34 protein-coding genes and 1 tRNA gene are annotated in these 24,146 nt (G+C 69.2%); 8 read left to right on the top strand and 27 right to left on the bottom strand.

The genetic code is table 11. From position 1 onward, the window contains the following. Positions 1-174: 174 nt before the first annotated feature. From K6T25_RS02315 to K6T25_RS02200, 24 genes are read right to left on the bottom strand one after another with little or no spacing between them, the layout of a single operon-like run. Positions 175-681, bottom strand: a complete 507-nt coding sequence (locus K6T25_RS02315; RefSeq protein WP_222916162.1) for an uL15m family ribosomal protein — start codon at positions 679-681, stop codon at positions 175-177. Further along, positions 681-1,139, bottom strand: coding sequence for a 50S ribosomal protein L30 (locus tag K6T25_RS02310; RefSeq protein ID WP_222916160.1), 459 nt, complete (start codon positions 1,137-1,139; stop codon positions 681-683). The genes K6T25_RS02315 and K6T25_RS02310 overlap by 1 nt, the downstream gene beginning before the upstream one ends. After that, positions 1,139-1,786, bottom strand: coding sequence for a 30S ribosomal protein S5 (locus K6T25_RS02305; protein ID WP_222916158.1), 648 nt, complete (start codon positions 1,784-1,786; stop codon positions 1,139-1,141). Before K6T25_RS02305 ends, K6T25_RS02310 begins: the two co-directional genes overlap by 1 nt. Then, a complete protein-coding gene (locus tag K6T25_RS02300) occupies positions 1,779-2,342 on the bottom strand; it encodes a 50S ribosomal protein L18 (protein WP_222916156.1) in 564 nt (187 codons plus the stop codon). Before K6T25_RS02300 ends, K6T25_RS02305 begins: the two co-directional genes overlap by 8 nt. Next, on the bottom strand, positions 2,342-2,803 hold the full coding sequence (locus tag K6T25_RS02295) for a 50S ribosomal protein L19e (RefSeq protein ID WP_222916154.1): 462 nt from the start codon (positions 2,801-2,803) through the stop codon (positions 2,342-2,344). Before K6T25_RS02295 ends, K6T25_RS02300 begins: the two co-directional genes overlap by 1 nt. Beyond that, on the bottom strand, positions 2,800-3,504 hold the full coding sequence (locus K6T25_RS02290) for a 50S ribosomal protein L32e (RefSeq protein ID WP_222916152.1): 705 nt from the start codon (positions 3,502-3,504) through the stop codon (positions 2,800-2,802). Before K6T25_RS02290 ends, K6T25_RS02295 begins: the two co-directional genes overlap by 4 nt. Beyond that, positions 3,505-4,077 (bottom strand): 50S ribosomal protein L6, encoded by a 573-nt coding sequence (locus K6T25_RS02285; protein WP_222916150.1) that lies wholly within the window; start codon positions 4,075-4,077, stop codon positions 3,505-3,507. It lies immediately after the preceding gene. A gap of 2 nt (positions 4,078-4,079) precedes the next feature. Next, the gene (locus K6T25_RS02280; RefSeq protein ID WP_222916148.1) at positions 4,080-4,472 is read right to left on the bottom strand and encodes a 30S ribosomal protein S8; all 393 of its coding nucleotides are present in this window, start codon (positions 4,470-4,472) and stop codon (positions 4,080-4,082) included. Between the two features lie 2 nt (positions 4,473-4,474). Continuing rightward, complete coding sequence (locus K6T25_RS02275; RefSeq protein WP_222916146.1) at positions 4,475-4,666, bottom strand: 30S ribosomal protein S14; 192 nt, start codon at positions 4,664-4,666, stop codon at positions 4,475-4,477. After that, on the bottom strand, positions 4,663-5,187 hold the full coding sequence (locus K6T25_RS02270; protein WP_222916144.1) for a 50S ribosomal protein L5: 525 nt from the start codon (positions 5,185-5,187) through the stop codon (positions 4,663-4,665). The genes K6T25_RS02275 and K6T25_RS02270 overlap by 4 nt, the downstream gene beginning before the upstream one ends. Further along, positions 5,184-5,933, bottom strand: a complete 750-nt coding sequence (locus K6T25_RS02265; protein ID WP_222916142.1) for a 30S ribosomal protein S4e — start codon at positions 5,931-5,933, stop codon at positions 5,184-5,186. The genes K6T25_RS02270 and K6T25_RS02265 overlap by 4 nt, the downstream gene beginning before the upstream one ends. Before the next feature lies 1 nt (position 5,934). After that, the gene (gene rplX, locus K6T25_RS02260; protein WP_222916140.1) at positions 5,935-6,297 is read right to left on the bottom strand and encodes a 50S ribosomal protein L24; all 363 of its coding nucleotides are present in this window, start codon (positions 6,295-6,297) and stop codon (positions 5,935-5,937) included. Beyond that, a complete protein-coding gene (locus K6T25_RS02255) occupies positions 6,294-6,692 on the bottom strand; it encodes a 50S ribosomal protein L14 (protein WP_222916138.1) in 399 nt (132 codons plus the stop codon). The genes rplX and K6T25_RS02255 overlap by 4 nt, the downstream gene beginning before the upstream one ends. Next, positions 6,692-7,024 carry a 30S ribosomal protein S17 gene (locus K6T25_RS02250; RefSeq protein WP_222916136.1) on the bottom strand — a complete coding sequence of 111 codons (333 nt, stop codon included), beginning with the start codon at positions 7,022-7,024 and terminating at the stop codon, positions 6,692-6,694. Before K6T25_RS02250 ends, K6T25_RS02255 begins: the two co-directional genes overlap by 1 nt. After that, positions 7,009-7,524 (bottom strand): ribonuclease P protein subunit, encoded by a 516-nt coding sequence (locus K6T25_RS02245; protein WP_222916134.1) that lies wholly within the window; start codon positions 7,522-7,524, stop codon positions 7,009-7,011. Before K6T25_RS02245 ends, K6T25_RS02250 begins: the two co-directional genes overlap by 16 nt. A 1-nt stretch (position 7,525) precedes the next feature. Beyond that, a complete protein-coding gene (rpmC, locus tag K6T25_RS02240) occupies positions 7,526-7,744 on the bottom strand; it encodes a 50S ribosomal protein L29 (protein WP_222916132.1) in 219 nt (72 codons plus the stop codon). 3 nt (positions 7,745-7,747) lie between these two features. Beyond that, positions 7,748-8,713 carry a 30S ribosomal protein S3 gene (locus K6T25_RS02235; protein WP_222916130.1) on the bottom strand — a complete coding sequence of 322 codons (966 nt, stop codon included), beginning with the start codon at positions 8,711-8,713 and terminating at the stop codon, positions 7,748-7,750. Position 8,714: 1 nt separating this feature from the next. After that, positions 8,715-9,173 (bottom strand): 50S ribosomal protein L22, encoded by a 459-nt coding sequence (locus K6T25_RS02230; RefSeq protein WP_222916128.1) that lies wholly within the window; start codon positions 9,171-9,173, stop codon positions 8,715-8,717. A 2-nt stretch (positions 9,174-9,175) separates the two neighbouring features. After that, the gene (locus K6T25_RS02225) at positions 9,176-9,598 is read right to left on the bottom strand and encodes a 30S ribosomal protein S19 (RefSeq protein ID WP_222916126.1); all 423 of its coding nucleotides are present in this window, start codon (positions 9,596-9,598) and stop codon (positions 9,176-9,178) included. A 1-nt stretch (position 9,599) separates the two neighbouring features. Continuing rightward, on the bottom strand, positions 9,600-10,328 hold the full coding sequence (locus K6T25_RS02220) for a 50S ribosomal protein L2 (protein WP_222916124.1): 729 nt from the start codon (positions 10,326-10,328) through the stop codon (positions 9,600-9,602). A 2-nt stretch (positions 10,329-10,330) separates the two neighbouring features. Further along, positions 10,331-10,585: a 50S ribosomal protein L23 gene (locus K6T25_RS02215; protein ID WP_222916122.1), complete on the bottom strand. Its 255-nt coding sequence runs from the start codon at positions 10,583-10,585 to the stop codon at positions 10,331-10,333. A 58-nt stretch (positions 10,586-10,643) separates the two neighbouring features. After that, the gene (rpl4p, locus tag K6T25_RS02210; RefSeq protein WP_222916120.1) at positions 10,644-11,390 is read right to left on the bottom strand and encodes a 50S ribosomal protein L4; all 747 of its coding nucleotides are present in this window, start codon (positions 11,388-11,390) and stop codon (positions 10,644-10,646) included. After that, positions 11,390-12,406 (bottom strand): 50S ribosomal protein L3, encoded by a 1,017-nt coding sequence (locus K6T25_RS02205; RefSeq protein WP_222916118.1) that lies wholly within the window; start codon positions 12,404-12,406, stop codon positions 11,390-11,392. The genes rpl4p and K6T25_RS02205 overlap by 1 nt, the downstream gene beginning before the upstream one ends. A gap of 10 nt (positions 12,407-12,416) precedes the next feature. Then, positions 12,417-13,250, bottom strand: coding sequence for an RNA methyltransferase (locus K6T25_RS02200; protein WP_222916117.1), 834 nt, complete (start codon positions 13,248-13,250; stop codon positions 12,417-12,419). A gap of 272 nt (positions 13,251-13,522) precedes the next feature. Here K6T25_RS02200 and K6T25_RS02195 point away from each other — a divergent pair. Then, a tRNA-Gly gene (locus K6T25_RS02195) sits at positions 13,523-13,593 on the top strand. 284 nt (positions 13,594-13,877) lie between these two features. On the opposite strand, the gene K6T25_RS02190 is transcribed toward K6T25_RS02195, so the two are convergent. Further along, positions 13,878-14,243: a HalOD1 output domain-containing protein gene (locus tag K6T25_RS02190; protein ID WP_222916115.1), complete on the bottom strand. Its 366-nt coding sequence runs from the start codon at positions 14,241-14,243 to the stop codon at positions 13,878-13,880. A gap of 61 nt (positions 14,244-14,304) precedes the next feature. Next, positions 14,305-14,958, bottom strand: a complete 654-nt coding sequence (locus K6T25_RS02185) for a helix-turn-helix domain-containing protein (protein ID WP_222916113.1) — start codon at positions 14,956-14,958, stop codon at positions 14,305-14,307. A gap of 247 nt (positions 14,959-15,205) precedes the next feature. Between K6T25_RS02185 and K6T25_RS02180 the strand changes: the two genes are divergently transcribed. The 5 genes from K6T25_RS02180 to K6T25_RS02160 all read left to right on the top strand — a co-directional run bounded on the left by K6T25_RS02180 (position 15,206) and on the right by K6T25_RS02160 (position 21,576). Then, positions 15,206-15,607, top strand: coding sequence for a CBS domain-containing protein (locus K6T25_RS02180; protein ID WP_222916111.1), 402 nt, complete (start codon positions 15,206-15,208; stop codon positions 15,605-15,607). 103 nt (positions 15,608-15,710) lie between these two features. Further along, positions 15,711-16,025, top strand: coding sequence for an MTH1187 family thiamine-binding protein (locus K6T25_RS02175; RefSeq protein ID WP_222916109.1), 315 nt, complete (start codon positions 15,711-15,713; stop codon positions 16,023-16,025). Between the two features lie 96 nt (positions 16,026-16,121). After that, the gene (locus tag K6T25_RS02170; RefSeq protein ID WP_222916107.1) at positions 16,122-18,710 is read left to right on the top strand and encodes a heavy metal translocating P-type ATPase; all 2,589 of its coding nucleotides are present in this window, start codon (positions 16,122-16,124) and stop codon (positions 18,708-18,710) included. Positions 18,711-18,846: 136 nt separating this feature from the next. Beyond that, positions 18,847-19,662 carry an orotidine-5'-phosphate decarboxylase gene (pyrF, locus tag K6T25_RS02165; RefSeq protein WP_222916105.1) on the top strand — a complete coding sequence of 272 codons (816 nt, stop codon included), beginning with the start codon at positions 18,847-18,849 and terminating at the stop codon, positions 19,660-19,662. 90 nt (positions 19,663-19,752) lie between these two features. Further along, on the top strand, positions 19,753-21,576 hold the full coding sequence (locus K6T25_RS02160) for a sensor histidine kinase (protein ID WP_222916103.1): 1,824 nt from the start codon (positions 19,753-19,755) through the stop codon (positions 21,574-21,576). Between the two features lie 25 nt (positions 21,577-21,601). Here K6T25_RS02160 and K6T25_RS02155 read toward each other — a convergent pair whose 3' ends face one another. Then, on the bottom strand, positions 21,602-21,748 hold the full coding sequence (locus K6T25_RS02155) for a hypothetical protein (RefSeq protein WP_222916101.1): 147 nt from the start codon (positions 21,746-21,748) through the stop codon (positions 21,602-21,604). 106 nt (positions 21,749-21,854) lie between these two features. Here K6T25_RS02155 and K6T25_RS02150 point away from each other — a divergent pair, with 106 nt between their 5' ends. Together K6T25_RS02150 and K6T25_RS02145 are read left to right on the top strand one after the other, a co-directional pair. Next, entirely contained in the window at positions 21,855-22,391 is a 537-nt protein-coding gene (locus K6T25_RS02150; protein ID WP_222916099.1) for a J domain-containing protein, read from the top strand. Between the two features lie 126 nt (positions 22,392-22,517). Beyond that, complete coding sequence (locus tag K6T25_RS02145) at positions 22,518-24,140, top strand: GTPBP1 family GTP-binding protein (protein WP_222916097.1); 1,623 nt, start codon at positions 22,518-22,520, stop codon at positions 24,138-24,140. Positions 24,141-24,146: the final 6 nt, after the last annotated feature.

Below are 24,146 nucleotides of genomic sequence, written 5' to 3'. Positions count from 1 at the left end.
TTCGATTGGGTCCGCGGGCACAACGCGCCGCGAGACGCCGACGACGGCTGATACCGGCTCCATCGTCGCGGGCGGGGTCCACGTTTTCGCGGCCAGACGACGCACCCGCAGCTCGCGACGCGGTGTGTGAAGAAGTGTGGTCGGAACCCGTGGGGTCCGTCGTGACGGCGGCGACTACTCGTCGTCGCTGTCGGCGTCGGACTGCTCCTCGGACGCCTCGGCGTCGGCCTGCGCCTGCTCGGCGCGCTCCGTCAGTTCTGCGGAGCCACCGGCCTCCTCGATGAGGCGGCGCGCCTCCGCGGTGAACGCGTCGGCCGTGACGTGCAGTTCCCCGCGGACCTGCCCGCCGCCGAGTACCTTCACGACGTCCACCTCGTGGCCGTCCTCGGCCACGTCGCGGGCGTCGAGGGCGTAGCCGTCGCCCTCCGCCTCGGCGAGGTCGTCCGCCGCCAGGAGGGCGGCGTCCTCGTCCAGCTTCTGGACGGAGACCTCGACGACTTCGTCCTGCACGCCCTGCGGGCGCTTGAAGCCGTACTTGCCGAGCGGACCGTACAGCTGCCGTTCGTGCTTCTTGCGACCAGCGTTCCCGCGGCCGCCCCGGTGACCGGCGCCGCGCCGGTTCTTGTGGGAGCCGCCGCCGTGGGTGCGCGAGCCGCGCTGGCGTCGTTTCTTGCTCGTCATTATCGCATCGCCTCCAGGAGCGTGTCGATGTCGTCGTGACGACCGAGCGCGCCGCCGTCCTTCACGGGGTGCTTGATGCCGTCGTGACCGCCGCGCGGAGCGTGCAGCCGCAGCACGGGGGAGAGCCCCTGTTCGCGCAGGGTCGTCTCCTCCTCGACCAGTGCCTCGGCCAGCGACTCGACGTCCGAGTACTCGGTGTTGTCCGCGACCCACTCGTCGTCGATGTCCGCGTCGCCCTCGTCGGGCTCGCCGCGACGCGCGAGCAGCATCGCGACCGTCTCGACGTCGGGCTCGCCGAAGGCGACGAAGTCGTTCACCTTCGCGATCATCCCGCGGTAGGTGTCCTCCTCGGGCACCAGCGCGCAGTGGTTGATCGAGTGGATGTTGAGCATCTGCAGGGTGTCGCGCTGGGCGGCGGACATGTCGATCTCGCCGCGCAGTTGGACGACCGCCTGCATCAGTGCTCACCCTCCGCTTCGCGCTGGACGCGCCGCGCCCGGTCGGGCGTGCGCGCCTGGGAGGCGTTCCGCAGGGCGTTGAACGTCGCCTTCGCGAGGTTGACCGTCGTCCGCGTGTTCCCCGTCGAGGACGTCCAGGCGTCCTGGATGCCCGCGAGCTCGAGGATGTTGCGGACGGTCGGCGCCGCCGCGAGGCCCAGCCCCTGCGGGGCGGGCTTGATCTCGACCTCGACGGAGCCGGCCTTGCCGGTCGCCGTCCGGGTGAGCGAGTTGACTCCGCCGGCGGAGTCCTCCCACGAGCCCGAGCCGCGGTCGACCTTGATCATGTTCAGCTTGGCCACCTCGATGGCCTTCTGGATCGCGCCGCCGACCTGGTCGTCGCGCCCTTGCGCGTACCCCAGATAGCCGTCGCCGTTGCCGATGGCGACGACACAGCGGAACTTCACCCGACGCCCGGAGTCGGTCATGCGCTGGACCATGTTGATGTCCAGCACCTCGTCCTCCAGGTCCGGAATGAGCTGGTCGACCAACTGGTACTCCTTCAGCGGGAGTCCCGAGTTGAGCGCCTGCTCCATCGAGGTGATGTCGCCCTCCTGTACCTTCCGGCCGAGCCGCGTGCGCGGCTCCCATCCGCCGTTTCTACTCATTGTCGAATTCCTCCGTCAGGGTCTCCCGAAGCTCGTCGAAGTGCTCGGGCAGGTCCGCCGCGTCGAACTCCCCGGTGTACAGCGGCTCCTCGAGCTGCTCGTCGTACTCGGCGATGTGCTCGCCGCGAGTACGCGACCAGTCCGCGAGGACGCTGTCGTTGTGGGGGATCTCGAGCCCGGCGTCGATCGCTCCTTCCTGCACCGCGAACGCCTTGTTCCCGGGCGTGGCGGTGTTCAGGCCGATGTCGAGGACGGCCTCCTCGAGGCCCGCCTCGACCGCCCGCAGTCCCGCGAGATAGCCCGTCAGGTACGCGCTGGGGAGGTTTGCCGTCGGGGCCTCCCAGCCGTACTCCGCGAGGTCCTCGCTGGACGCGGCCGCGTGTGTCTCGTCGCCGTCGGGGCCGGGGGAAACCAGCTGCGCCCTGACGTGCTTGTTCGACAGGCGCGCGACGAGGCGCGGCTTGCCGGATTTCAGCAGGCGCAACCTCTGGTGGTAGTCCGTCCGGACTTCCCGGCGGCGACGCATCGGTACCTTGTAGCGTGGTCCGGTCGCCATCAGTCGTCCTCCAGTGTTACGTCGTAGTTGTTCACGATGTACGAGTCGAGTCGTCGCACGTCCTCGAAGGATCCGCCCGAGGCCTTGTTGTACAGCTCGCGGTACTGCGTGCTGTTCAGGGGCCCGTCGTCGCGGAGCTCCTTGAGGCGTGCGCGCTGGGCGCGGATCCGCGCGATCCAGTCGTCCTTGGAGTTCTGTCGGCCGCCGGCTTTCCCCTTGCGGGAGCCGGCGCCGGTGCGGTGGCCGTACGAGCGCTTCTCGTCGCGCTCGCGGGCCCGGCCGCGGGAGTTCCCCTTGGCGTCTTCGGCGCGGATGTTGCCCTGTTCGATCTGCTCGCGGATGTCCTCACGCGTGATCGCGTCCGCGAGCTCGTCCTGTGCCTCCGGGTTGAGCCACACGCGGCTCTTGCCGACGTCGAGTTCGTCGGCCGCGAGCCGGCGCTGTGCTGCCAGGTCGCTCATTGGTCAACCTCCACTTCCACGTAGGTCGGGTTGAGGACGCGGATCTCGCGGTCCTCACACTCGTCCTCGATGGCCTCGCGCTTGCGACCGCCGACGGTCGCGGCGATGCGCACCGCCTGCGTCGCCGGGTCGACGCCCTCGATGTCGTCCGTGTTGAACACGCGGACCTCCTCGAAGCCGCTCGGGTGCAGGCCCCGTGCGGCCGTCGGCGAGCGGTAGCCCGCATCGACCTTCGGGCCCTTGCCCTTCATGCCGCGGCGCTGCTTCGACAGCTGGCCGCGCGGGCGGCGCCACGAGGTCGGGATCCGCTTTTTCTTGTGGTAGTCCTGCCGGTTGAACTGCGGCGTGGACTCGCGGAGCTTCTTGGCGAGCGCGCGGGCGCGCTCGTCGTCGAGGTCGGGCGTCTTGTCCGCGTGACCGCGCGGGCGCAGCTCCGTCTCGACGTCCTCGGCCTCTTCCTCGTCGGCCTCGGGCTCCTCGTCTTCGATCTCCGCGTCGGCCTCCTCGTCGACCTCGAGCTCGCCCACGTCCGCCTTGATGCGGGCCGCGAGGGCGTTCCCGACGCCGTCGACCTCCGCGAGCTCCGACTGCGAGGCCGCCTTCACGTCCTCGACGGTCTCGTAGCCGGCCTCGCGGAGCGCGTCGGCCTTCGACGGGCCGACGCCGGAGACGTCCTCGAGCGACTCGATGTCGTCGCTCATTTAGACATCACCCGTGGGCGTGCGCGTGACGTACACGCCGTCCTGGAAGATGCGCGTGTCCTTGTCGGTCACGCGCGTGAGCTGTTCGATGCTGGCGGCCGTCTGCCCGACGTCCTCCTTGGACGGGCCGGTCAAGACGAGCTCCTCGCCGTCGATCTGTACGTCGGTGTCGCCGCGGATCGCCGCGCGGCGGGGTGCCGTTTCCCCGAGGAAGTTCGTGATGACGACTTCGTCGCCCTCGACGTCCACGTCCATCGGGAAGTGAGCGTAGAAGATCTCCATCTCGTACTCCCACCCCTCGGTGACCCCGTGGACCATGTTGTCCACGTGGCTCGCGAAGGTACCGACGGTCGCGTTCGTCTTGCGGTCGGCGTCGTCCGGGTACGCGATGACGACGGCGTCGACGGCTTCGCCGTCTTCGTTCGTCGACGAGTCGACGCTCTCCGCGGAGACGGTCACGTCGGGGTACCACAGGCGGCGCGTCACCGAGCCGTTCGACCCCTCGATCGTGAGATCGAGGTGGTCGAGGTCGGCGGAGACGTCCTCGGGTAGTTCGATTGTTCGTTCTGCCATTGTCAGTAGACGTATGCGATTACCTGGCCACCGATGCCCTGTTCGCGGGCCTCGTAGTGGCTCATGACGCCGTGACTCGTGGTCACGATGAGTGCGCCGTAGTCACGCGCGGGGAGGAACCGCTTCTCCCACTTCTCGTAGCCGTCCGCGGCCACGGAGTAACGCGGCTTGACGGCGCCGCACTCGTTGATCGCGCCTTTCAGTTCGACCTCGAACGTTCCCGCTCGGCCGTCGTCCACGAACTCGAAGCCGTCGACGTAGCCGCTGTCGTACAGCACTTCGAGCGTGGAGCCGATGATGTTCGAGGCGGGCTGGACCGTGTATTCCAGATGACCGACGTTCTCGGCGTTGTCGAGTCCGGCGAGAGCGTCGGAGAGGGGGTCGTTACCTGCCATTGTTATCGGTACTTCCGGAAGCCCATGTCGCGGGCGACCTCGCGGAAACACTGGCGACAGAGGTTGATGTCGTACTTGCCGACGAGCCCCTGTTTGCGCTCGCAGCGCCGGCACGAGACCTCCTGGCCGGTGCGCTTTGCGGCGTGCTCGCCCGTCTCCTCGGGTCCGGTCGTTTCTGTGTCTGCGTCGCTCATGCTGTGACCTCCAGGTCGAACTCGCGTTCGAGGAACGCGACGGCGTCGTCGACGCTCATCCGGTGACCGCTCGGGATCGACCGAGTGACCTTGTTCCGCTGTGAGACGCGGTAGCCCGGTCGCGTGAGCGTCACGGTGACGTCGAGCCCGTAGATGCCGATCTGCGGGTCGTACTCCTGGCTCGGGAACTCCGTGTGCTCGGCGACGCCGAAGCTCACGTTGCCCGTGTCGTCGAACTGCGAGACGGAGAGATCGGCCAGCTCCAGCGCGGTCTCGAGGAACTCGTCGGCGTCCTCGCCGCGCAGGGTGACCTTCGCCCCGATGGGGTCGCCGGGTCGGATCTCGAACTCGCCGATGGCGCGCTTGGCCGTCGTGCGAACCGTCTCCTGTCCGGTGATCTCCTCGAGGATCTCCTCGCCGTTGGCGAGCTCGCGGCCACCCTGACCGACGCCCATGTGGACGACGACCTTCTCGATGCGCGGTTCGCGCATGTCGTGGAAGTCCGCGTCAGCCTCGCTCATTCGTCGTCACCTCCCTCGCGGCTCCCGCCGCTCGGGGTCTCCGACGCGGTTCCCGCGTCGCCCGTGAAGTTCTCGTCGATGACCACGACGTACTCTTCGATCGTCTCGAAGCCGCCGTCGTCCTGTGCGACCCGCACGGCGTTGTCGCCGGAGCCGGCGGTGACGGTGATCTCGTCGATCGTGCCGATCTCGCCGGCGTGTCCGCCGGCGACGGCGGTGACGAGCGCGCCCTCCTCGTACGGGAAGTGCGCGACGACCTCCTTTGTCTCGTTGTCGACGACGAGCGAGTCGCCGCCGGCGTAGCTTCCGTCGTCGCTCACGAGGGTCGTCCCGTCGTGCAGCGTGTACTGGAAGTCGCCGCCGGCGACCTGCGTCTTGCCGTCGACCTTCCCGAGTCGCGAGGAGGCGGCCTCCTCGTCGATGGGTGTCAGCGAGAGCCGGCCGCCCTCGCCGGGGAACACCCGGTAGTACTCCTCGCGCTCGGCAAAGGCCAGGATGTCGAACATCCCGACCGGGCGGGCCTCGTCGGAGACCGCCTTGCCGTTGACGAGCACGGATCCGTGATCGAGCGCGTAGCGCGCCTCCTTGCGCGAGTCGGCGTACCCCAACACGTCCCGAAGGACGATGAGGAGGGGGACGCCGGACTCGCCGTGCGGGCCCGCGCCCGCCTTCACGGTGAACGTCTGTTCCTTCCGCTCGATCGGCCACGAGTTCGGGGCCGACAGTCGCTTCTGGTGGTTACTCATGTTATGCTGCCTCCTCGTCGGACTCCAGACGCGCCTCCCGGCGGTCGTCCTCGAGGTCCAGGTCGACGACACGCACGTTCGAGGTGTCGAGCGGGCGCGGGGTCTCCTCCCCGTCGGCCTTCTCGACGGTGACGTCCTCGACGTGGATCACCGACGCCCGGAGATCCACCTCGATGACCTCGCCCTCCTCGCCCGCGAAGTCGCCGCGCATGACCTCGACGGTGTCGCCCGCGTTGACGCGGACGTTCCGCTGGCCGTACGCCTCCCGAAGCTCCTCCGAGAGGGTGGCGCGGACGAACTTCTGCCGCTCGTGGAGCGGCGCGTCTCGGGTCCGTGTGCGCTGTTTGTGCGGTTGTTCGCTCATACGATCTGAGTCGCGGTCGATGCGATGCTCCCGAAGCGTTCGGCGACTTCCCGCGCGATGGGACCTTTGATCTCGGTCCCGCGCGGCTCCTCCATGTCGTCGATGACGACGCCGGCGTTGTCCGCGAACTTCACGCGGGTGCCGTCGGGTCGACGGATGGCCTTGCGCTGGCGGACGATGACGGCCTCCAGCACCTGGCGTCGCATCTCCGGCGTCCCCTTGGTCACCGAGACGGTGACCTTGTCGGCGACGCCCGCTTTGGGGTGTCGATTCTTCGTCCCCGAGTAGCCCGACACGGAGATGACCTTCAGCTCACGCGCGCCAGTGTTGTCGGCGCACGCGATCAGGGAGCCCTTCTCCAGGCCCTGCGTGACGTCGGCCTTCAGGGCCTCCATCAGGCATCACCCTCGGTGTCGAGCGTCTCGACGACTGCGTGGCTCTTCGTCTTCGACAGCGGCCGCGTCTCTGCGATGCGGACCTGGTCCCCCTCCTCGACGTCGAGGCAGGGCGACAGGTGCGCCGGCACGCGGCTTCGTCGTTTCATATACCGGTCGTACTTCGGCACGAATACGTCGTATTCGCGCTCGACGACGACCGTCTTGTCCATCGATGTGGAGGCGACCGTCCCCTCGAGCGTCTGTCCGCGCACGGAAAGCGATCCGTGGAACGGGCAGTTCTCGTCGGAGCAGGCCTCCTCCGGTTCTGTTACGTTCAGTCCGATTGCCATTGGTGATCACCCGCACGTTCCGTGCGGAAGGCGGGTCGTGAGAGCAGTCTGGCCCCATCCACCGTAACGGAGACCGCGTCCTCGCAACCGTCCGACTGACCGGCTGTGACCCCGGTAGTATCGTACTGCCCGCGCTTCCCGGCCAGTGTGGGGAAGTCGAGCGACGGAAGTTCGAACGCGGACCCGGGGGCCTTGCGGTCCCCCGCGGCTTCATATGTGACGGGCGACGACTCGCGTTCGCGAGGCGCGCCCGTGCTGGGCTCGGTGTGACGGCGGCCCACGCCGTCTCCCGAATGCTGCGTCGAGAGGACGAACCGGAACGTCGTCCCCTCCTTCGGCACCTGCTTGTCCCCCCGAGCGGTGCGCACCGTGAGGGTGCGCATGCTCTCGGACACGACGACGCCCGCGAGCCCGACGTGGGCGTCGCTGGCGGCGGCGACCGCCCGTACCGGGAGGCCGCGGAGTTCGTGTCGCGTGAGCGTTTCGGGGGTGAGTGCCATGTTATTCGTCGGTGTCGTCCAGGTCGCCTTCCTCGCGCTGAATCGTCTTGGTCCGCGCGATCGTGCGCTTCAGCTCGCCGACGCGCCCCGGGTTCTCCGGGGCGCCGCCGGCCGCCTGCACGGCCTTCGCGTTGAGCAGTTCGGTCTCGAGCTCCTCGAGTTCGGCCTCGCGCTCGGCGGGCGTCATGTCGCGGATCTCTTGGGTGTGAAGGATCGCCATCGGTTACTCCTCCTCCTCGTCCGCGTCGTCCGTGTCTGCCGATCCCGGCTCGTCGTCCTCATCGCTCTCCATCTCCGCGACGAGGTCCTCGGCCTCCGACTCGACGTCCTCGTCGAGGTCGTCGAGCTCGGGCTCGTCCGCCTCGGACGGCTCGGCCGTCTCCGCCGCGTCGCCGTCGTCGGTGTCGTCGGCCTCGATGACCTCCTCGACCACGTCCTCGTCGATGACGTCCTCGGGGTCGGCCTCGGGAACGTCCTCGTCTCCGCCGGGGATGTCGGGCTCCGTCTCCGGAACCGCCTCGTCGTCCACGTCGGCCAGCAGGTCCTCGACGCCCTCGCCGGACGCGGCGGCCTGCTCGACCTCGGGCGCGTCGGCGTCCTCGGCGATCTCGAAGTCGTCGGGCAGCACCGCGCCCGGCGGGATGATCTTGACGGTCACGCCGATGGTGCCGAGCTTCATGACGGCCACGCCCTGGCCCTCGTCGACGACCTCCTCGGCGGGCTCGCCGTTGTGCTTGATGTAGCCGCGGTTGAACTTCTCCACGCGCGAGCGGGCCCCCGTGACCTTTCCGGAGAGGACGATCTCGGCGCCCAGCGCGCCCGCGTCCATGATCCGGTCGATGGTCGTGTGGCCCGCGCGGCGGAAGTACCAGCCGCGCTCGAGCGCGTTCGCGAGACGGTCCGCGACGATCTTCGCGTTGAGGTCGGGTTCGTCGACCTCCTGGACGTCGATCTGCGGGTCGTCCATGTCGAAGCGCTCCTCGAGCTCGGTGGTCACCTTGCGGATGTTCTTCCCGCCCTTGCCGATCACCATGCCGGGCTTCTCGGCTTTGAGCACGATCTGTGTGCCCATGGGCGTCTTCGCGACCTCCATCCCGCCGTAGCCGGCGCGACCGAGCTCGTCCTCGAAGAACTCGTTGATCTGGCTCCGCCGGAGCCCGTCCTCGATGAACTGGTGCTCGTCCGCCATGTTACGTGTCCTCCTCGATGATCATTTCGACGTCCACTTGGGGGGTGTTCCAGGCGCTCGCGCGACCCATCGCTCGGGGCTTGCGGCCCTGCTGCTCGCCGACCTTGTGGGCGGCGACGTGTTTGATCGTCATCGACTCGCCGTCGAACCCCTGCTCGTCGGCGTTGTTACTGACGTTCTCAAGGAGCTTCAGGAAGTCCTTGGAGGCCTTCTCGGGGTAGCGGCCGGCGTCCCAGCCGTCGATGTCCGAGCGGTGACCGACGCCAGTGTTGTGCTTGCGGAACGGGACGGAGCGCTCCCCGTCGATGACCGCATGCAGGTACTCCTCGGCGTCGGCGACCGTCTCGCCGTTCAGTTCGCGGGCGATGGCCTTGCTGTGCTTGAAGCTGATCTGCCGCTCGCGGAGCATCCCCTTGGCGGTGGTCTCCGGGTCGGCGTCGACGCTGTAGCTGATTCCCATTGTTACTTGAGGGGCACGAACTTCGAGGACCGGGTCGCGCCGATGCCGGCCTGACCGTGTTCCACGGAGTTGCGAGTCTGGTTGAACTCGCCCAGGTAGTGGCCGATCATCTCGGGCTCCACCTCGACGCGCTCGAAGTGACTTCCGTCGTACACTTCGAACGTGAGTCCGACGAACGACGGCACGATCGGCATGTCCCGGACGTGCGTCCGGAGCGGATCGTTCGCCGTCTCCTCGGCCGTGGCGTCCTCGGCGCTCTCCAGCAGCTTCCGCTGCTGGACCCCGAGTCCTCGGTCGATGGTTCGCCGCGCGCGGGCGGGAAGCAGTGCTTTGACCTCGTCGAGCTCCATGGCCTGCAGCTCGTCGAGCGTGTGGCCGCGGTAGGTGAACTCACCCTCGCGACCGGTGCGGTATTCCGAACTCATGTTATCTGTCGCCACCTCGACCGGTTCGCTTCGAGGCGATGTCGCCGACCTTCCGGCCCGGCGGAGCGTTCCGCGAGACGGACTTCGGCTGTCCGGGGTGCTGGCGGCCGCCGCCACCGAACGGGTGGTCGACGGCGTTCATCGCGACGCCACGGACGCGCGGGTACTTCGTCCCGCGACTGCGCATCTTGTGGTGTTTCTTCCCGGCCTTCACGAACGGCTTCTCCGTCCGACCGCCGCCCGCGACCACGCCGACGGTCGCGCGGCAGTCGGGGTTGAGCCGCTTGACTTCCCCGGACGGGAGCTGGACGACCGCGACGTCGCGATCGTGCGTGAGCAGCGTCGCGTTGACGCCGGAGGCGCGGGCGAACTTGCCCCCGTCGCCGGGCTTGGACTCGACGTTGCACACGGGAACCCCCTCGGGGATCTCCGAGACGGGCAGCGTGTTGCCGGGCTTGATCTCCGCGGAGACGCCGACCGACAGCGTCTCGCCGACGGTGATGCCCTCGGGCGCGAGCACGAGGCGGCGGTCGCCGTCCTCGAACTTCACGTCCGCGATGGGCGCCGACCGCGCGGGGTCGTGCTCGATGCCGACGATCTCGCCGTGGACGGTGTCCGCTTCGTCCTCCGCGATCTTCTTGTGCTGTTTGTCCGATTTGTACCGGTGCGACGGCGCTCGGAACGTCGAGCCGCCGCGGCCGCGTCGTTGTCCCTGAATTCTGCGTCCCATTATCAGAACACCCCGATCCGGGAGGCGACTTCCTGCGCGTCGCTGTCCTCGTCGAGTTCGACGGTCGCCTTCTTGGTCCCCTGCGGCGTGATCTGTGTCCGGACCGACTCGACGCCCACGTCGAACTGCGCGGCGACGGCGTCGGCGATCTCGGGTTTGGCCGCGTCGATGTCGACGATGAACTGGAGCTTGTTCTCGAAGTCCATCTCGTCCATCGCCTTCTCGGTGACGAGCGGGTGGTGGATGACCGAACTCATCTGCGGTCACCTCCGGTGACCGCCGTGACCTCGTCGCTCGCGTGGCGTGCGACGAAGGTCATCGCTCGGCCACCTCCTCCAGCGCGCTCTCGGTGAAGACGGTCAGGCGACCGGGGTGCGTCCCGGGCGCCAGGTCCTCGACGCTCACCTCGCGACCGGTCGCCACGTCCGCGCCCGCGAGGTTGCGCGCCGCCTTCGACGGCTCCTCGCTGGTGACGAACAGCACCGACTTGGGCTCGCGCGTCTTGCGACCGCGGGTCGTCCCGCGACCGGCGCGGATCGTGCGCCCCTCGTCGGCGCGCTCGATGTCGTCGGCGACGCCGACGGCCTCGAGGAAGGAGACGACCTCCCTCGTCTTGACGAGCTCCTCGAACTCGTCGGAGACGACGAGCGGCAGCTCGGTGGTCTCGTCGAAGGCGTGGCCGCGCTCGGCGACCAGCTCTGCGTCTGCGGTGGCCGCGATGGCCGACCGCGTCGCGAGCTTGCGCTCCTTGTCGTTCACCTTCTTGGTCTGGTCCTTCTCGGCCTTCGGCGGGTGGGCCTTGCGGCCCTTGACGGTCTGCGGGACGCGGCGACCCTGCCCGTTCGAACGGGGCACGTGGGCCATGCCGCGGCCGGAGCCGAACGACTCCGCGGGAGTGCGGAGGCCGGCGAACTCGTCGGCGCCGTACGCCTGTTTCCGGTTTGCCTGCGCGGCGACGACGGACCGCCGGATCAGATCCGAGCGGAACTCCGTCTCGAAGACGTCGGGGAGGTCGATCTCCCCGCTCTCGTCGCCGTTCAGGTCTCGTACTGTTGCCTTCATTATCCTTGGTTCGATTCGGTGGAGACGTAGCGCACCTCGGGGTCGAGGCGCGGCTGGTCGTTCGGCCGGATAGCCGGTCGGAGCCGCAGGAGGCGCTTGGACGGGCCCGGCAGCGAGCCCTTCACGAGCGCGTAGTGGCCGTCCACCTCGCCGTAGCCCTTGAAGCCGCCGTCGACGGAGGCGTCGTCGCCCTCGCCGAAGCCGATGAGCCGCTTGTTGAGCTCCGTGCGCTGGTGGTAGCCGGTCTGCCCCTGCTGGGGGACCGTCGAGCGAACGCGCGAGGGGTTCCACGGGCCGAGGTTACCGATCCGGCGCCGCCAGCCCTGCCGCGCGTGTTTGCCTTTCCGCTTTTGAACGCCCCAGCGCTTGACGGGGCCCTGGGTGCCCTTCCCCTTCGTGATGCCGGAGACGTCGGTGTACTCGCCGGCGCGGAAGACGTCGCCGAACTCGTGTTCGCCGCCGTCCTCGACCAGATCGAGCGCGTACTCGAGGCGCTCGTCCATCGAGGCGCCGCCGACACGCGTCTCCATCACGTCGGGCTTCTTCTTGGGGACGTTCGACAGCTTCGCCGGCTCGGTGTGCGTGATGAACCGGAGGTCGTCGACGACGCCGTCGTCGACCAGTTCGCGAAGTTCCTCGGCGTCCGCCTCGAAGGTGTTCTCGGCCGGCAGATCGAGCGTGCGGTCGAGTTCATCGTGGAACTCGGTGGCCCACACTTCGGTGACCGGCTTCTGTCCGTACGGCGTGTTCTCGTAGGCTCGCAGGGCGACCGCCCGCATGGGGGGCACCTCCACGACCGTGACGGGAACGGACTCCTCCATCCCCTCTCGCGGGGAGTCGGATTCGTCGTTCACCATCACGACGTGGGTCATGCCCGCCTTGTAGCCCGCGAAGCCCTGGACGCCGGCCGCGCCGTCGTCCTCGGGCCACGAGCGAATGCGGGGGACTTCGCTGCTCGCGCGCTTGCGCGGGCCGAAGCCCAGCGAACCCTTGCGTGGTCTGCTTGGTTGTGGCATTGTGTTTGGCTTACTCCGTGAGTGTGAGCGGCGAGAGCGCGGCGAAGATCGCTTCTTCGGTCCGCACCACCTCGCTTCCCTGTCGCGGAATCGCGTTGAGCCAGAGGTCGAACCCCGAGCCGTCCGTGGCGTCGGGGTCGACCGGGACATCCTCGGCGTCCATGCCGAGGATGGCCGGGAGCCCCCTGCCGGGCGAGCCGAACGCGACGGCGACGTGTGTGTCGCGCGTGCGTGTACGCACGTCCGCCAGGCCGGACACGGACAGTTCGCGTCCGTGTCGCGACGTGGCGATCGCGGTTTCGGCGGCGGCGAGGGCGTCCTCTAAGTCCGCGCCCGCCACCCGAAACCCCGGTGCGGGGTCGTCGGTGAGGCGGGCACGGACCGGTTCTCTCGAAGAGACCCTGACGGTGACGCGCTCCCCCTCCGCGTACTCCCGTCCGGGAGACGCGTGCAGGGAGATCGGGTGTTGCGTTCCGCAATTGACCCGAACGCGGCCTTCAGGTCCGACCTCGGTCACGATTCCCTCTCGTAGTTCCGACCCGTCGGGGCCGGAGCGAGCGGGCCGCATCGGCGGGAGCACGCCGGCGTGCCGGAGTTCGTCGCGTTTCTCCCACACCTCCTTCCGGAGGTAGGCGGGGGTCGCGCAGTACTCCAGCACGGTTCGGACGTACTCGCCGCCTCTGCGACGTTCGCCTTCCCGGTCGGGGAAGACGACCAACCGGTCCGCCCGGAAGACCGTCGCCGCGCGGGCGACGTAGCCGAGTTTTCGCGTGGCCTCGCGGCCGTCCTCGGCCTCCCGGACGAGCGACGACGGAACGAGCACGTCGAGCGTCGTTCCGTTCATTGTCGCTGCACCGGACTGTACTATGTCCTTCCTCAGCCGCGGCGTAAAAGGGTGTTGAATCGCACCCCCCGGCGTCACGGCTTCACACACCCGTCAACCGGCGTTTCACGTGCGAACCACTCACGTGCCACGTGGCGTCATCCGAAGCGGGTCCGGGTCACACGGGACGTTCCCACACGGCGCCGCCGGAGGAACGGATTTATATATGACCCTGCCGTTAGTGGTGAATGCGCACCGGGAGAAAGCCGGAGACGGCGCCCGGATGCAGGTACGCACTGGTAGTGTAGTGGTATCACGTGACCTTGCCATGGTCACAACCGGGGTTCAAATCCCCGCCAGTGCATCGGCGTTTCTCGCGGACAGTTTCAGCATCGATCACGTCACCGGTCGGTGAGTCTGTCGACTGTTGGTCGCTACCTCCCACGACACGACGGGTGTCTCACACTCGCTGACCCGTTCGCGTTCGTCGGGACGACGAGGTCGGCATCGCCGGTCCCGCTCGAGGCTCGAGATCAACCTGTGGATGGACGGACCGAGCCCCCGTCTTGGTCGACGGGCATCTCGCTCGGTGTTCGCTCCGGTTCGTTCTCCCGGGCGGGACCCCGACGTGAACGATCGCTGAGCCACTCACCCCGTCACTACCCCGATCACGCCATCGGTTCCGACCGTGATCTCGAATCCACTATACCGGAAAGTCAGTCGGGTGAGCGAGGACGCATCAGCGGTACACAGCGTATCCAATGCGTCGCCATCGATGCTCTCGTACAACGGGTCGAGATCCACCGAGTCTCTCCCGGTGATGTGCGAGACGACCGTGACGACTGCGAAACTCGGCGTCGCTTGAACGGTGTCGTACTTCACGCGGTAGAGTCCCCCGTGTTCCTCGAACTCGTCAATGACCGCAGTGTCCGTCAGGTCCCGACTCGACCCGCGTTCCGTCGCTCGTCCTGTTTCGTTTGTGGGTTCCTCGTCGGTTCTAAGTACGCGTTTCACACTGCGAATACGAGAGCCGGCAGGATGTGTCTGGCCGTTTCGCTCGAAGTGTATTTATATACTATTGCCCCGAAACCCGCATGAGCGTGCTCGAGAGTAACCGTCGAGTTCCTCTCTGCAGCCGAGCCCCGACAGCCTGCGGCGAGATCCCGAGTTCGTTCGCGACGTCCCGACGAGTCGCCGCTCGCGGCGAATCATAATACCCCAGCGTGTACGCGACCGTCATCGCCTCGCGCTGTGCGTCGGTCAGGTCGTACTCCCGGCCCGATTCCAACGGCGAGAGCGCGTGAAGCTTCGTGAGCTCGAGCGGAACGTCGTGGGCTCGGCAGTACGACTGGAAGTCGGCCAGAGCCTCTCGTGACTCGGCCCGAAATTCGAACGACCAACGGTCCTCCTTCCCGAGCGCGGAGATCAGATTGACGTCGGTTTCGATGATCGCCGTTAGGACGCTCTCGTACGCTAAGTCCCAGTCGATACGGATGAACGCCGCCCCGTCCACGTTGTCGACCACCCGAATGTCGTGGATGCCCGGGTGCGTGACGTTCTCCATCGAGATCTTCTCGAGTTCGACCTCCCGAACCCAGAAGTACGGAACGATGAACTCGTCCGTCGGAACGACGCGATCCAACTCGATCTCGGCGGCGGGAAACTTCGAGAAGACGGCAGCCAGCGGGAACTCACCGGAGGTCGCGGTGAACGTCGCTTCGATCGCCATGGCCTCAGTACGGGCGACCGCCGAAAAGGTGTACCGCCGGATCCCCGTCGCCGAGGTTCACACCGAACACCGCCTCGCGAGCCGCGATCGCGCCGGTCTCGTCGTGATTCACCTCCCCGTCGGCGCAGCCGCTCGGACGACCACCGACGAACGAGGCGGGGCCTCGTGAGGCCGTCCCGCGGTCGGGTGTCTCCCGGGTCCCGCGACATCAACGCTTATTCCGCCCCCGACGGATCCCCGAATACAAATGGACGATCTAGACGACGTGTTCGTCGCGCAGGTGATGTCCGAGAGTCTCTACACCGTTTCCCCCGACGCGCTGGTCGAGGACGCCGCGACGGGAATGATGGAGCGCGGTATCGGCTCGGTGATCGTCGTCGACGACGACGGCACGCTCCGTGGCATCCTCACCAACACCGACTTCGTGCAGATCGTCGCGGAGCGACAGCCGAAGGATCAGACGCCCGTCTCCGAGTACATGAGCACCGACCTCGTCACCGCCGACCCCGGCGACTCGTTGGCGGACGTGGCCGCGACGATGCTGGACCACCGGTTCCACCACATGCCCGTCACCGACGGGGAAAGCGGCGTCGTCGGCGTCGTCTCCACGACCGACCTGACGGCGTACGTGTCGAACATCCCCCGGTAGACGCGCGAGCGACACCCATATCACTGGTTCCCGCCGGCTCCGGTTCGTCCCCGTCGCGACCCGCGGGGGATCGCTTTTCTTCGGGGACGCCGAACCCGCGGTCGTGACAGTCATCGCCCTACTGAGCGTCGCACCGGTCGTCGAGGGGAGTATGGCGGGCGAGGTCGCGAAGGCCGTCGCCGCGCTCGACGAGTTCGACGTCGAGTACGAGACGAACCCGATGGGAACCGTGATCGAGGCCGCCGAGATCGAGGAACTCATGGCAGCCGTGACGGCCGCACACAACGCGGTCGACGGCGACCGCGTCTCGACGTTCCTGAAGATCGACGACAAGCGGACGCGCAGCCAGCGTGCCGACGAGAAGGTCGACGCCGTCGAACGTGCGCTCGGTCGTCCCGCCCGGAGCGACCCGGAATAATAACTCAGCCTCGACTCGTTAGTAAGAACGACCAATCTGACGGCCGCTAGCGGCAGTCAGGTTAATAACTGAGGGGGCGCTACCGCCGAACAGGCCATGACTCACGACGATACCGTCGACGGAGCCCTTCCCGTCGACGGCTCCGGGACGGCGGCCGGCGCCGACGAGGGCGACGAGGACGACGTCGCCTCGTTCGACCTCGCGGTGCCGGACATGGACTGTGCCTCCTGTGCGTCGAAGGTGGAGGGGAGCGTCTCCGGAGTCGCGGGCGTCGCCGACGTCGACCCGTACCCGACGATCGGGCGGCTCTCGGTCGCCACCGACGGCACCGTCGACCGCGAGGCGGTCGTCGCGGCCGTCGAGGACGCGGGCTACGCCGTCGAGGACGACCTCGAATCGGTGACGCTGTCGGTGCCGGAGATGGACTGTGCCTCCTGTGCGGGCAAGGTGACGGGCGCGCTGGAGGGCGTCCGGGGCGTGCGCGACCTCGACGCCCACCCGACGACCGGGCGGGTGCTCCTCCGATTCGACCCCGACGCGACGACCCTCCCGGCCCTGGTCTCGGCAGTCGAGTCGGCCGGCTACGAGGTCGTCTCCACGTCGCTCGACGAGGACGGCGACGCCGCCGGCGACGAGCGCTCGGTGTGGCGGAGCCGACGGGCCTACGCGACGTACCTCGCGGCCGTGCTGACCGGGATCGGGTTGGTGCTCGCGAACCCCCTCGCGCCCGCGGATGCCGGCCTCGCGGTCGAGCTGTTCGGCCGCGCGGTGCGCGTCGGCGACCTGGCGTACCTCGCGGCCGTCGCCGTCGGCGGCGTCACCGTCTTCCGCAACGGCTACTACTCGCTGCGGGGGCGCAGCCTCGACATCGACCTGCTGATGAGCGTCGCCATCCTCGGCGCCGTCGCCGCCGGCGTCGGCTTCGACGAACCGCTGTACTTCGAGGCGGCGACGCTGACGACGCTGTTCTCCGTCTCCGAACTGCTGGAGGGAGCGGCGATGGACCGCGCGCGCGACTCCCTCCGCGAGCTGATGGAGCTGTCGCCGACGGAGGCGACGGTTGTACGCGACGGCGACGAGGAGGTCGTCCCGGCCGACGCGGTCGCCGTCGGCGAGACGGTCGTCGTCAGGCCCGGCGAGCGGATCCCCCGCGACGGCACCGTCACCGACGGGACGAGCGCGGTGAACCAGGCGCCCGTCACCGGGGAGTCGGTCCCCGTCGACAAGGCGTCCGGCGACGAGGTGTTCGCCGGCACCATCGTCGAGGGCGGCTACCTGGAGGTCGAGGTGACGACCGAAGCCGGCGAGGACACCCTCTCGCAGGTCGTCGACATGGTCGAGGCCGCCCAGGGCGAGCGCTCCGAGCGCGAGCAGTTCGTCGAGCGCTTCGCGGGCTACTACACCCCGATGGTCGTCGGCTTCGCCCTGATCGTCGCACTCGGGCCCCCGCTGGCCGTCGGCGCGGCGTGGGAGACGTACGTTCTCTACGGACTCACGCTCCTCGTGCTGGCGTGCCCGTGCGCGTTCGTCATCTCCACTCCGGTGACGGTCGTCTCCGGCATCACCTCCGCCGCCCGCAACGGCGTCCTGATCAAGGGCGGCACCCATCTGGAAGCCATGGGCGACGTGGAGGCGGTCGCCTTCGACAAGACTGGCACGCTGACGAGGGGCGAGCTCACCGTCACCGACGTGGTTCCGCTGGGCGACAACTCCCAAGAGGACGTGCTCCGCTGCGCCCGCGGCCTCGAACTCCGCTCGGAGCATCCCATCGGCGACGCCATCGTCGAGCGTGCGGAGGCGGCCGGCGTCGACGACCGCGCGGTCGACGACTTCGAGGCGGTGACTGGGAAGGGCGTGCGGGCGAGCCTCGACGGGACACCCCACTACGCGGGCAAGCCCGGGCTCTTCTCGGAACTGGGCTTCGACCTCTCGCACGTCCACGCCGCCACCGACGGCGGGGTCGTCACCCGGACCTCCCGCGCGATCTGCGAGCGCAACAACTGCCTCGACCTCCTCTCGGACACGGTCCCCGAGCTCCAGGCCGAGGGGAAGACGGTCGTGCTCGTCGGGGCGGAGGACGATCTGGAGGGTGTCATCGCCGTCGCCGACGAGATCCGCCCCGAGGCGAAGCGCACGATCGAGCGGCTCCGCGAGGCGGGCGCCCGCACGGTGATGCTCACCGGCGACAACGAGCGGACCGCCCGCGCGGTGGGCCGCGAGGTGGGGATCGACGAGGTGCGCGCGGAGTTGCTCCCCGACGAGAAGGTCGCGGCCGTCGAGGAACTGCTCGACGAGCACGACGGCGTGGCGATGGTCGGCGACGGCGTCAACGACGCGCCCGCGCTGGCGACCGCGACGGTCGGGATCGCGATGGGCGCCGCCGGCACCGACACCGCCCTCGAAACCGCGGACGTGGCGCTGCTGGCGGACGACCTCTCGACGCTGCCGTACCTCCGGACGCTCGCCGAGCGCGCGAACGCGGTCATCCGCCAGAACGTCTGGACCAGCCTCGCGGCGAAGGTTGCTCTCGCCGCGGCGGTGCCGTTCGGCCTCGTCCCCATCTGGTTCGCCGTCCTCGCGGGCGACGCGGGCATGACCGTCGGCGTCACCGCGAACGCGAGCCGGCTGGCGCGCGTGTCGCCCGCGGACCCCGAGGCGTCGCCGTCGGCCGAGCCCGCGGACTGACGGGGCCCCCCGAACCCCACGTCGACACCCTGTTGCCCCGGACGCGACAACGCGAGTCACGAACGACCCGAACCGCGTGGCTCCGGCGTCGGCCGAACCGGGAACCGTTTTGCTCCCCCGCGTCGAACCGCCGGCGATGACAGAACTCAACGCCTTCTTCCAGCGCCTCCGCGAGCGCATCGAGGCCCGCGACACGGTCGTCTCGGTGGGCCTCGACGCCGACATCGACCGCATCCCCGAACACCTGCTGGAGAAGGACCTCCCGCGGTGGGCGTTCAACCGTCGGATCATCGACGCGACCCACGAGTACGCCGCCTGCTACAAGCCCAACGCCGCCTTCTACGAGGACGCCGACGGCTGGCGCAGTCTGCGGGAGACGGTCGCGTACGCCCACGGCAAGGACGTTCCCGTCCTGCTCGACGCCAAGCGGGGCGATATCGGCAACACCGCCCGGAAGTACGCCGAGCTGCTTGAGCACGTCGACGCGATCACGGCGAACCCGTACATGGGCCGCGACTCGCTGGAGCCGTTCCTCTCAAAGCCGGACAAGGGCGTGTTCGTCCTCTGTCGCACCTCCAACCCGGGCGGGTCGGACCTGCAGGACCTGGAGCTCGCCTCCGGCGAGCCGCTGTACCGCCGAGTCGCCGCGCTGGCGGACCTGTGGAACGAGCGCGGCAACGTCGGGCTCGTCGTGGGCGCGACCGCGCCCGAGGAACTGGAGGAACTGCGCGAGGAGGTCCCCGATCTGCCGTTCCTCGTTCCCGGCGTCGGCGCGCAGGGCGGCGACGCGGAGGCGGCCGTCGAGCACGGCCTCGCCGACGGCGTCGGCCTCGTCAATTCCTCGCGGGGGATACTCTTCGCGGGGGAGGACGCCGGTGAGAGCTTCGCGAAGGCGTCGGGGCAGGCCGCCAAGCGCCTCCGCGACCGGCTGAACCGCCACCGCGACGCCTGAGGGGGTACGAGTCGACGGGCCCGAGATCGCCCGTCCGAACCGGCGTCGGCGGGGGGACCGTATTTACGTCTCCGACCGCGAGAGGGGTCCATGACACCCGAGGGCGTCGCGGTCGTGTTCCTCGCCCTCCTCGCCGGCGGGACCGCCGTCGCCGTCGGCACGTACGCCTGGCGCAACCGCGGCGAGCCGGGCGCGGCCTCCTTCGCGCTCCTGATGGCCGGGGTCGCCGTCTGGTCGCTGTCGTACGCGCTCGCGCTCACGGCGCTCGACCCCGGCACGCGTGAGCTGATCGAGATCCCACTCGAGGTCGGGAAGGCGCTCATCGCGCCCGCGTGGCTGTTCTTCGCGCTCGGGTACACCGGGCGCGGCGAGTACGTCGACCGACGGCTGATCGCGGCCATGTCCGTCGTTCCGGTCGTCACCACCCTGCTCGTGGCCACGGCGCCGTCACACGGGCTGATGTGGACCGACTATCGGATCGCGCCGACGTTCGGGACGGCGACGGTCCTGTTCGACCCGGGCGTGTGGTTCTACGTCCACGCCGCGTTCGGCTGGGTCGTCATCGGCGCCGGAATGATGTTCCTGCTGGGGCCGGTCATCTCCTCGGGCGCCCTCTACCGCGATCAGGGGATCGCGCTCATCCTCGGGGCGGCCGTCAGCTTCGCGGCTCACGTGAAGGCGGTGTTCTTCCTCCCACCGCTCCCGGCGCTTGATCTCACGCCGTTGACCCTCGCGATCACGGGGGTCCTGTTCGGCTTCGCCCTCTTCCGGTTCAGGCTCCAGGGGCTGCTGCCGGCGACGCAGGTGCTCGGGCGTCGAGCCGCCATCGAGGACGTGGGCGTGGGGCTCGTCGTCGTCAACGCCGACGGGCGGCTCATCGAGTTCAACTCCGCAGCCCGAGCGGTGCTCGGGATCGACGGTCGGGGCGACCGCTGCGGCGGCGGTGTGGGCGAGTCCGGTGCCGCAGACCGCGTCGCCGGCGAGCCGCTCGACGCGTACGTCGCCGACGTCGACCTCGACGACCCGGGTCCCCAGCGGATCGAGCAGACGACCGACGCGGGCTATCACGTGTACGAGGCGACGGTCTCGGACATCGACGACCACCACGGACGCGTCGTCGGCTACACCGTGACGTTCGCGGACGTGACCGACCGGGAGGCGCGCGGGCAGCGACTCGAGGTGCTCAACCGCGTCCTCAGGCACAACCTCCGCAACGACATGACGGTCGTCGTGGGCAACGCGGACCTCTTGACCGAGCGTGTGGACGACGACCACAGGCCGCTCGCGGACGCCATCGGCAGGCGGGGGCGGGCGCTCCAGCGGCTCGGCGAGAAGGCCCGGGACGTGGAGGAGGTCCTCGACGACGACGACGACCCCCGCGAGGTCGCCGCCGTCGAGGTGTGCCGCGACGCCGTCCGCGACGTCCGCGAGTCGGCCCCCGACGCGAACGTCGCCGTCGACGTGGCCTCCGACCTCCGGCTCGTCGTCCGGGAGCGTGTGCTCGGAGTGGTGCTCGCGAACCTCGTCGAGAACGGGATCGAACACGGCGACGGCGCGACGATACGGATCGCCGTTCGCGTCGAGGACGACGGCGTCCGGTTCGTCGTCGCCGACGACGGCCCGGGCATTCCCGAGGCCGAACTCCGGGGGATCCGCTCGGAGACAGAGACGGCACTGTCCCACGGGAGTGGCCTCGGGCTGTGGGTGGTCCGGTGGGGAACCCGACTGCTCGGCGCGGAGCTCTCCTTCGAGGACCGCGACCCGACCGGGACCGCCGTGACGGTTCAGCTTCCCGCGCACGCGCTGGTGAACCAGACGGAGCGGGGCGACGACGGTTCACACGGGCGGGCGGAGTCGGAGACGACTGACCCTCGCGCTCGGGACGCCGCTGCCGACGCGCTCTCGCCGGGGTGATCGATCGGGCGGTCGTCGCTCCCGATTAGCTCGTCTCCGCTCCCGCGGCGCAGTCGGCGCAGAAGCCGGTACCCGCGTCGTAGTGGTCCCGACAGACCGTCGCGCCGCAGCGGTCGCACGAGACGGTCGCCGCCGCGCTCTCACAGATCTGACAGACTCCGGTGACGCTCATATCGATGCCTTCGGCCGCTCGTTCGGGGCCCGGACGTTTGGCGGTTCCACCGATTCCAGGGAACCGACGGCGAGGGGTTTACGGTCCGTCGCCGCCGATCGAGGGTGTGGACCGCGACGTGCTCCTGCTCGGGATCGCCGCCGTGCTCGCCGGCCTGACGGCCACCCTCGCGATGCTTACGATCGCGTACTCGCCGTTCGTGATCCTCGCGACGATCCCGACCGGCGCGGCCGCCTACTTCTTCTGGTACCAGGCGTCCGGCCGACTGAAGGAGGACATGCGCTCGCGGGCGGCCGGGCGGCGTGCGGATCCCCGCGCAGGCGAGGGCGCTCCGGGCGGGAAATCCCGGTTCGCCCGAGAGGCCCGCGCCCGGATGGGTGACGGCGGTCGCGTCGGCCCCCGCGGCGGAGGGGGAGCGCGAACGCGTGGCCGCGGGCCGACCGGAGGTGCCGCGATGGCCGGGAACTCCGGAATGCCGCCCGGCGACGCACGCCGGACGCTCGGCGTCGACGCCGACGCCTCCCAGTCGGAACTGAAAGCCGCCTACCGCGACCGCGTGAAGGAGACGCACCCGGACTCCGGCGGCGACGAGGCGGAGTTCAAGCGGGTGAACAGCGCCTACGAGACCCTCAAGGACGACTGACGCGACCCGCCGGTTCGGCTTCACGCGACCGCCCGACAGTCGGCGCGGAGAGCCCCGCCGACTATTGTGACATCGAGTGACACACGCGTGAAAACCGTTATACCCGCCCACCGCTACCCGACGGCTATGGGCGCTGACCGGGCCGTGCTCACACGGACCATCGAGCGCGGCGAGGAGGAGGGCGGGAACATCGAGTTCAAGACCCGCCTCACGCGGGAGATCCATCTCGCGGAGGGACGCATGGAGTCGCTGGCCGCACAGCTTCGCCACCGGGTGCTCTCGGGCGACGGCGAGGCGCTGTACGTGGTCGGCGTCACCGACGACGGCGGCATCGCCGGCATCGCGCCGTCCGCCTTCTCGGAGTCGATGGACGTGCTCTCCCTGCTCGCGGAGGAGGCTGACGCGCACATCCACGAGGTGGAGACGTGGGCCGCCGGGACCGGCGAGACGGAGGGCGGGCTGGTCGGCCTCGCAACCGTCCGCGAGGGCGCCGCCTTCGAGGCCGACGACGACCACATCGTCGTCGGCACTGCCGGCCACGTCGACCACGGCAAGTCGACGCTCGTCGGCACGCTCGTCACCGGACAGGCGGACGACGGCGAGGGCGGCACGCGCTCGTATCTCGACGTGCAGCCACACGAGATGGAGCGCGGCCTCTCGGCGGACCTCAGCTACGGCGTGTACGGCTTCGACGACGACGGTCCCGTCCGCATGGACAACCCCGACCGGAAGACCGACCGCGCGCGCGTGGTCGAGGAGGCCGACCGCCTCGTCTCGTTCGTCGACACCGTCGGCCACGAGCCGTGGCTCCGAACGACGATCCGCGGGCTCGTCGGCCAGAAGCTGGATTACGGGCTCTTGACGGTCGCCGCCGACGACGGGCCGACGAAGACGACCCGCGAACACCTCGGCATCCTGCTGGCGATGGAGCTGCCGACGATCGTCGCGATCACCAAGGTCGACGCGCCGCCCGAAGAGCGCGTGCTGGAGGTCGAGCGGGAGGTGGAGTCGATGCTTCGGGACGTGGGCAAGACCCCGCTCCTGCTGGATCGCCACGGCGTCGCCACCGCCGTCGAGGAGATCGGCGACGGCGTCGTGCCCGTGTTACGGACCTCGGCGGTGACCGAGCAGGGGATGGCGGAACTCGATCGGATGCTGGAGCGGCTCCCCAAGCGCGCGGACGACGCCGACGGCGACTTCCGGATGTACGTCGACCGCTCGTACGACGTGAAAGGCGTCGGCGCGGTCGCCTCCGGCACGATCCGCTCGGGGGAGGTGGAGGCGGGCGACGAGCTGCTGCTCGGGCCGATGCCCGACGGCTCGTTCCGCGAGGTGGAGGTGCGTTCCATCGAGATGCACTACCACCGCGTCGACAGGGCCCGCGCGGGCCGGATCGTCGGCATCGCGCTCAAGGGCGTGAACGAGTCGGAGGTCCAGCGCGGGATGGCGCTGGTGGAGCGCGAGAGCGACCCCCGACCGGTCCGATCGTTCGAGGCGGAGGTGATGGTGCTCAACCACCCGACCCGGATCCAGGAGGGGTACGAGCCGGTCGTCCACCTGGAGACCGTCAGCGAGGCGGCCGTCTTCCATCCGGAGGGCGGACGGCTGCTTCCCGGAGACACCGGCGAGACGGAGGTCCGGTTCAAGTTCCAGCCGTACCTCGTCGAGGCGGGCCAGCGGTTCGTCTTCCGGGAGGGCCAAAGCAAGGGCGTCGGCACCGTCACAGGCGTGACCTACGCCGACGAGTAGCCGGCG

It is taken from the genome of Halobaculum rubrum, assembly GCF_019880225.1.
Taxonomy (GTDB): domain Archaea; phylum Halobacteriota; class Halobacteria; order Halobacteriales; family Haloferacaceae; genus Halobaculum; species Halobaculum rubrum.
The sequence above is the reverse complement of the archived record's forward strand: the minus strand, read 5'-3'. Positions and strand labels throughout refer to the sequence as shown.

Excerpts from the sequence above, each read along its gene's own strand:
- K6T25_RS02315 (WP_222916162.1), bottom strand. The coding sequence starts at position 681 with ATGACGAGCAAGAAACGACGCCAGCGCGGCTCGCGCACCCACGGCGGC.
- K6T25_RS02310 (WP_222916160.1), bottom strand. The coding sequence starts at position 1,139 with ATGCAGGCGGTCGTCCAACTGCGCGGCGAGATCGACATGTCCGCCGCC.
- K6T25_RS02305 (WP_222916158.1), bottom strand. The coding sequence starts at position 1,786 with ATGAGTAGAAACGGCGGATGGGAGCCGCGCACGCGGCTCGGCCGGAAG.
- K6T25_RS02300 (WP_222916156.1), bottom strand. The coding sequence starts at position 2,342 with ATGGCGACCGGACCACGCTACAAGGTACCGATGCGTCGCCGCCGGGAA.
- K6T25_RS02295 (WP_222916154.1), bottom strand. The coding sequence starts at position 2,803 with ATGAGCGACCTGGCAGCACAGCGCCGGCTCGCGGCCGACGAACTCGAC.
- K6T25_RS02290 (WP_222916152.1), bottom strand. The coding sequence starts at position 3,504 with ATGAGCGACGACATCGAGTCGCTCGAGGACGTCTCCGGCGTCGGCCCG.
- K6T25_RS02285 (WP_222916150.1), bottom strand. The coding sequence starts at position 4,077 with ATGGCAGAACGAACAATCGAACTACCCGAGGACGTCTCCGCCGACCTC.
- K6T25_RS02280 (WP_222916148.1), bottom strand. The coding sequence starts at position 4,472 with ATGGCAGGTAACGACCCCCTCTCCGACGCTCTCGCCGGACTCGACAAC.
- K6T25_RS02275 (WP_222916146.1), bottom strand. The coding sequence starts at position 4,666 with ATGAGCGACGCAGACACAGAAACGACCGGACCCGAGGAGACGGGCGAG.
- K6T25_RS02270 (WP_222916144.1), bottom strand. The coding sequence starts at position 5,187 with ATGAGCGAGGCTGACGCGGACTTCCACGACATGCGCGAACCGCGCATC.
- K6T25_RS02265 (WP_222916142.1), bottom strand. The coding sequence starts at position 5,933 with ATGAGTAACCACCAGAAGCGACTGTCGGCCCCGAACTCGTGGCCGATC.
- rplX (WP_222916140.1), bottom strand. The coding sequence starts at position 6,297 with ATGAGCGAACAACCGCACAAACAGCGCACACGGACCCGAGACGCGCCG.
- K6T25_RS02255 (WP_222916138.1), bottom strand. The coding sequence starts at position 6,692 with ATGGAGGCCCTGAAGGCCGACGTCACGCAGGGCCTGGAGAAGGGCTCC.
- K6T25_RS02250 (WP_222916136.1), bottom strand. The coding sequence starts at position 7,024 with ATGGCAATCGGACTGAACGTAACAGAACCGGAGGAGGCCTGCTCCGAC.
- K6T25_RS02245 (WP_222916134.1), bottom strand. The coding sequence starts at position 7,524 with ATGGCACTCACCCCCGAAACGCTCACGCGACACGAACTCCGCGGCCTC.
- rpmC (WP_222916132.1), bottom strand. The coding sequence starts at position 7,744 with ATGGCGATCCTTCACACCCAAGAGATCCGCGACATGACGCCCGCCGAG.
- K6T25_RS02235 (WP_222916130.1), bottom strand. The coding sequence starts at position 8,713 with ATGGCGGACGAGCACCAGTTCATCGAGGACGGGCTCCGGCGGAGCCAG.
- K6T25_RS02230 (WP_222916128.1), bottom strand. The coding sequence starts at position 9,173 with ATGGGAATCAGCTACAGCGTCGACGCCGACCCGGAGACCACCGCCAAG.
- K6T25_RS02225 (WP_222916126.1), bottom strand. The coding sequence starts at position 9,598 with ATGAGTTCGGAATACCGCACCGGTCGCGAGGGTGAGTTCACCTACCGC.
- K6T25_RS02220 (WP_222916124.1), bottom strand. The coding sequence starts at position 10,328 with ATGGGACGCAGAATTCAGGGACAACGACGCGGCCGCGGCGGCTCGACG.
- K6T25_RS02215 (WP_222916122.1), bottom strand. The coding sequence starts at position 10,585 with ATGAGTTCGGTCATCCACCACCCGCTCGTCACCGAGAAGGCGATGGAC.
- rpl4p (WP_222916120.1), bottom strand. The coding sequence starts at position 11,390 with ATGAAGGCAACAGTACGAGACCTGAACGGCGACGAGAGCGGGGAGATC.
- K6T25_RS02205 (WP_222916118.1), bottom strand. The coding sequence starts at position 12,406 with ATGCCACAACCAAGCAGACCACGCAAGGGTTCGCTGGGCTTCGGCCCG.
- K6T25_RS02200 (WP_222916117.1), bottom strand. The coding sequence starts at position 13,250 with ATGAACGGAACGACGCTCGACGTGCTCGTTCCGTCGTCGCTCGTCCGG.
- K6T25_RS02185 (WP_222916113.1), bottom strand. The coding sequence starts at position 14,958 with ATGGCGATCGAAGCGACGTTCACCGCGACCTCCGGTGAGTTCCCGCTG.
- K6T25_RS02180 (WP_222916111.1), top strand. The coding sequence starts at position 15,206 with ATGGACGATCTAGACGACGTGTTCGTCGCGCAGGTGATGTCCGAGAGT.
- K6T25_RS02170 (WP_222916107.1), top strand. The coding sequence starts at position 16,122 with ATGACTCACGACGATACCGTCGACGGAGCCCTTCCCGTCGACGGCTCC.
- pyrF (WP_222916105.1), top strand. The coding sequence starts at position 18,847 with ATGACAGAACTCAACGCCTTCTTCCAGCGCCTCCGCGAGCGCATCGAG.
- K6T25_RS02160 (WP_222916103.1), top strand. The coding sequence starts at position 19,753 with ATGACACCCGAGGGCGTCGCGGTCGTGTTCCTCGCCCTCCTCGCCGGC.
- K6T25_RS02155 (WP_222916101.1), bottom strand. The coding sequence starts at position 21,748 with ATGAGCGTCACCGGAGTCTGTCAGATCTGTGAGAGCGCGGCGGCGACC.
- K6T25_RS02145 (WP_222916097.1), top strand. The coding sequence starts at position 22,518 with ATGGGCGCTGACCGGGCCGTGCTCACACGGACCATCGAGCGCGGCGAG.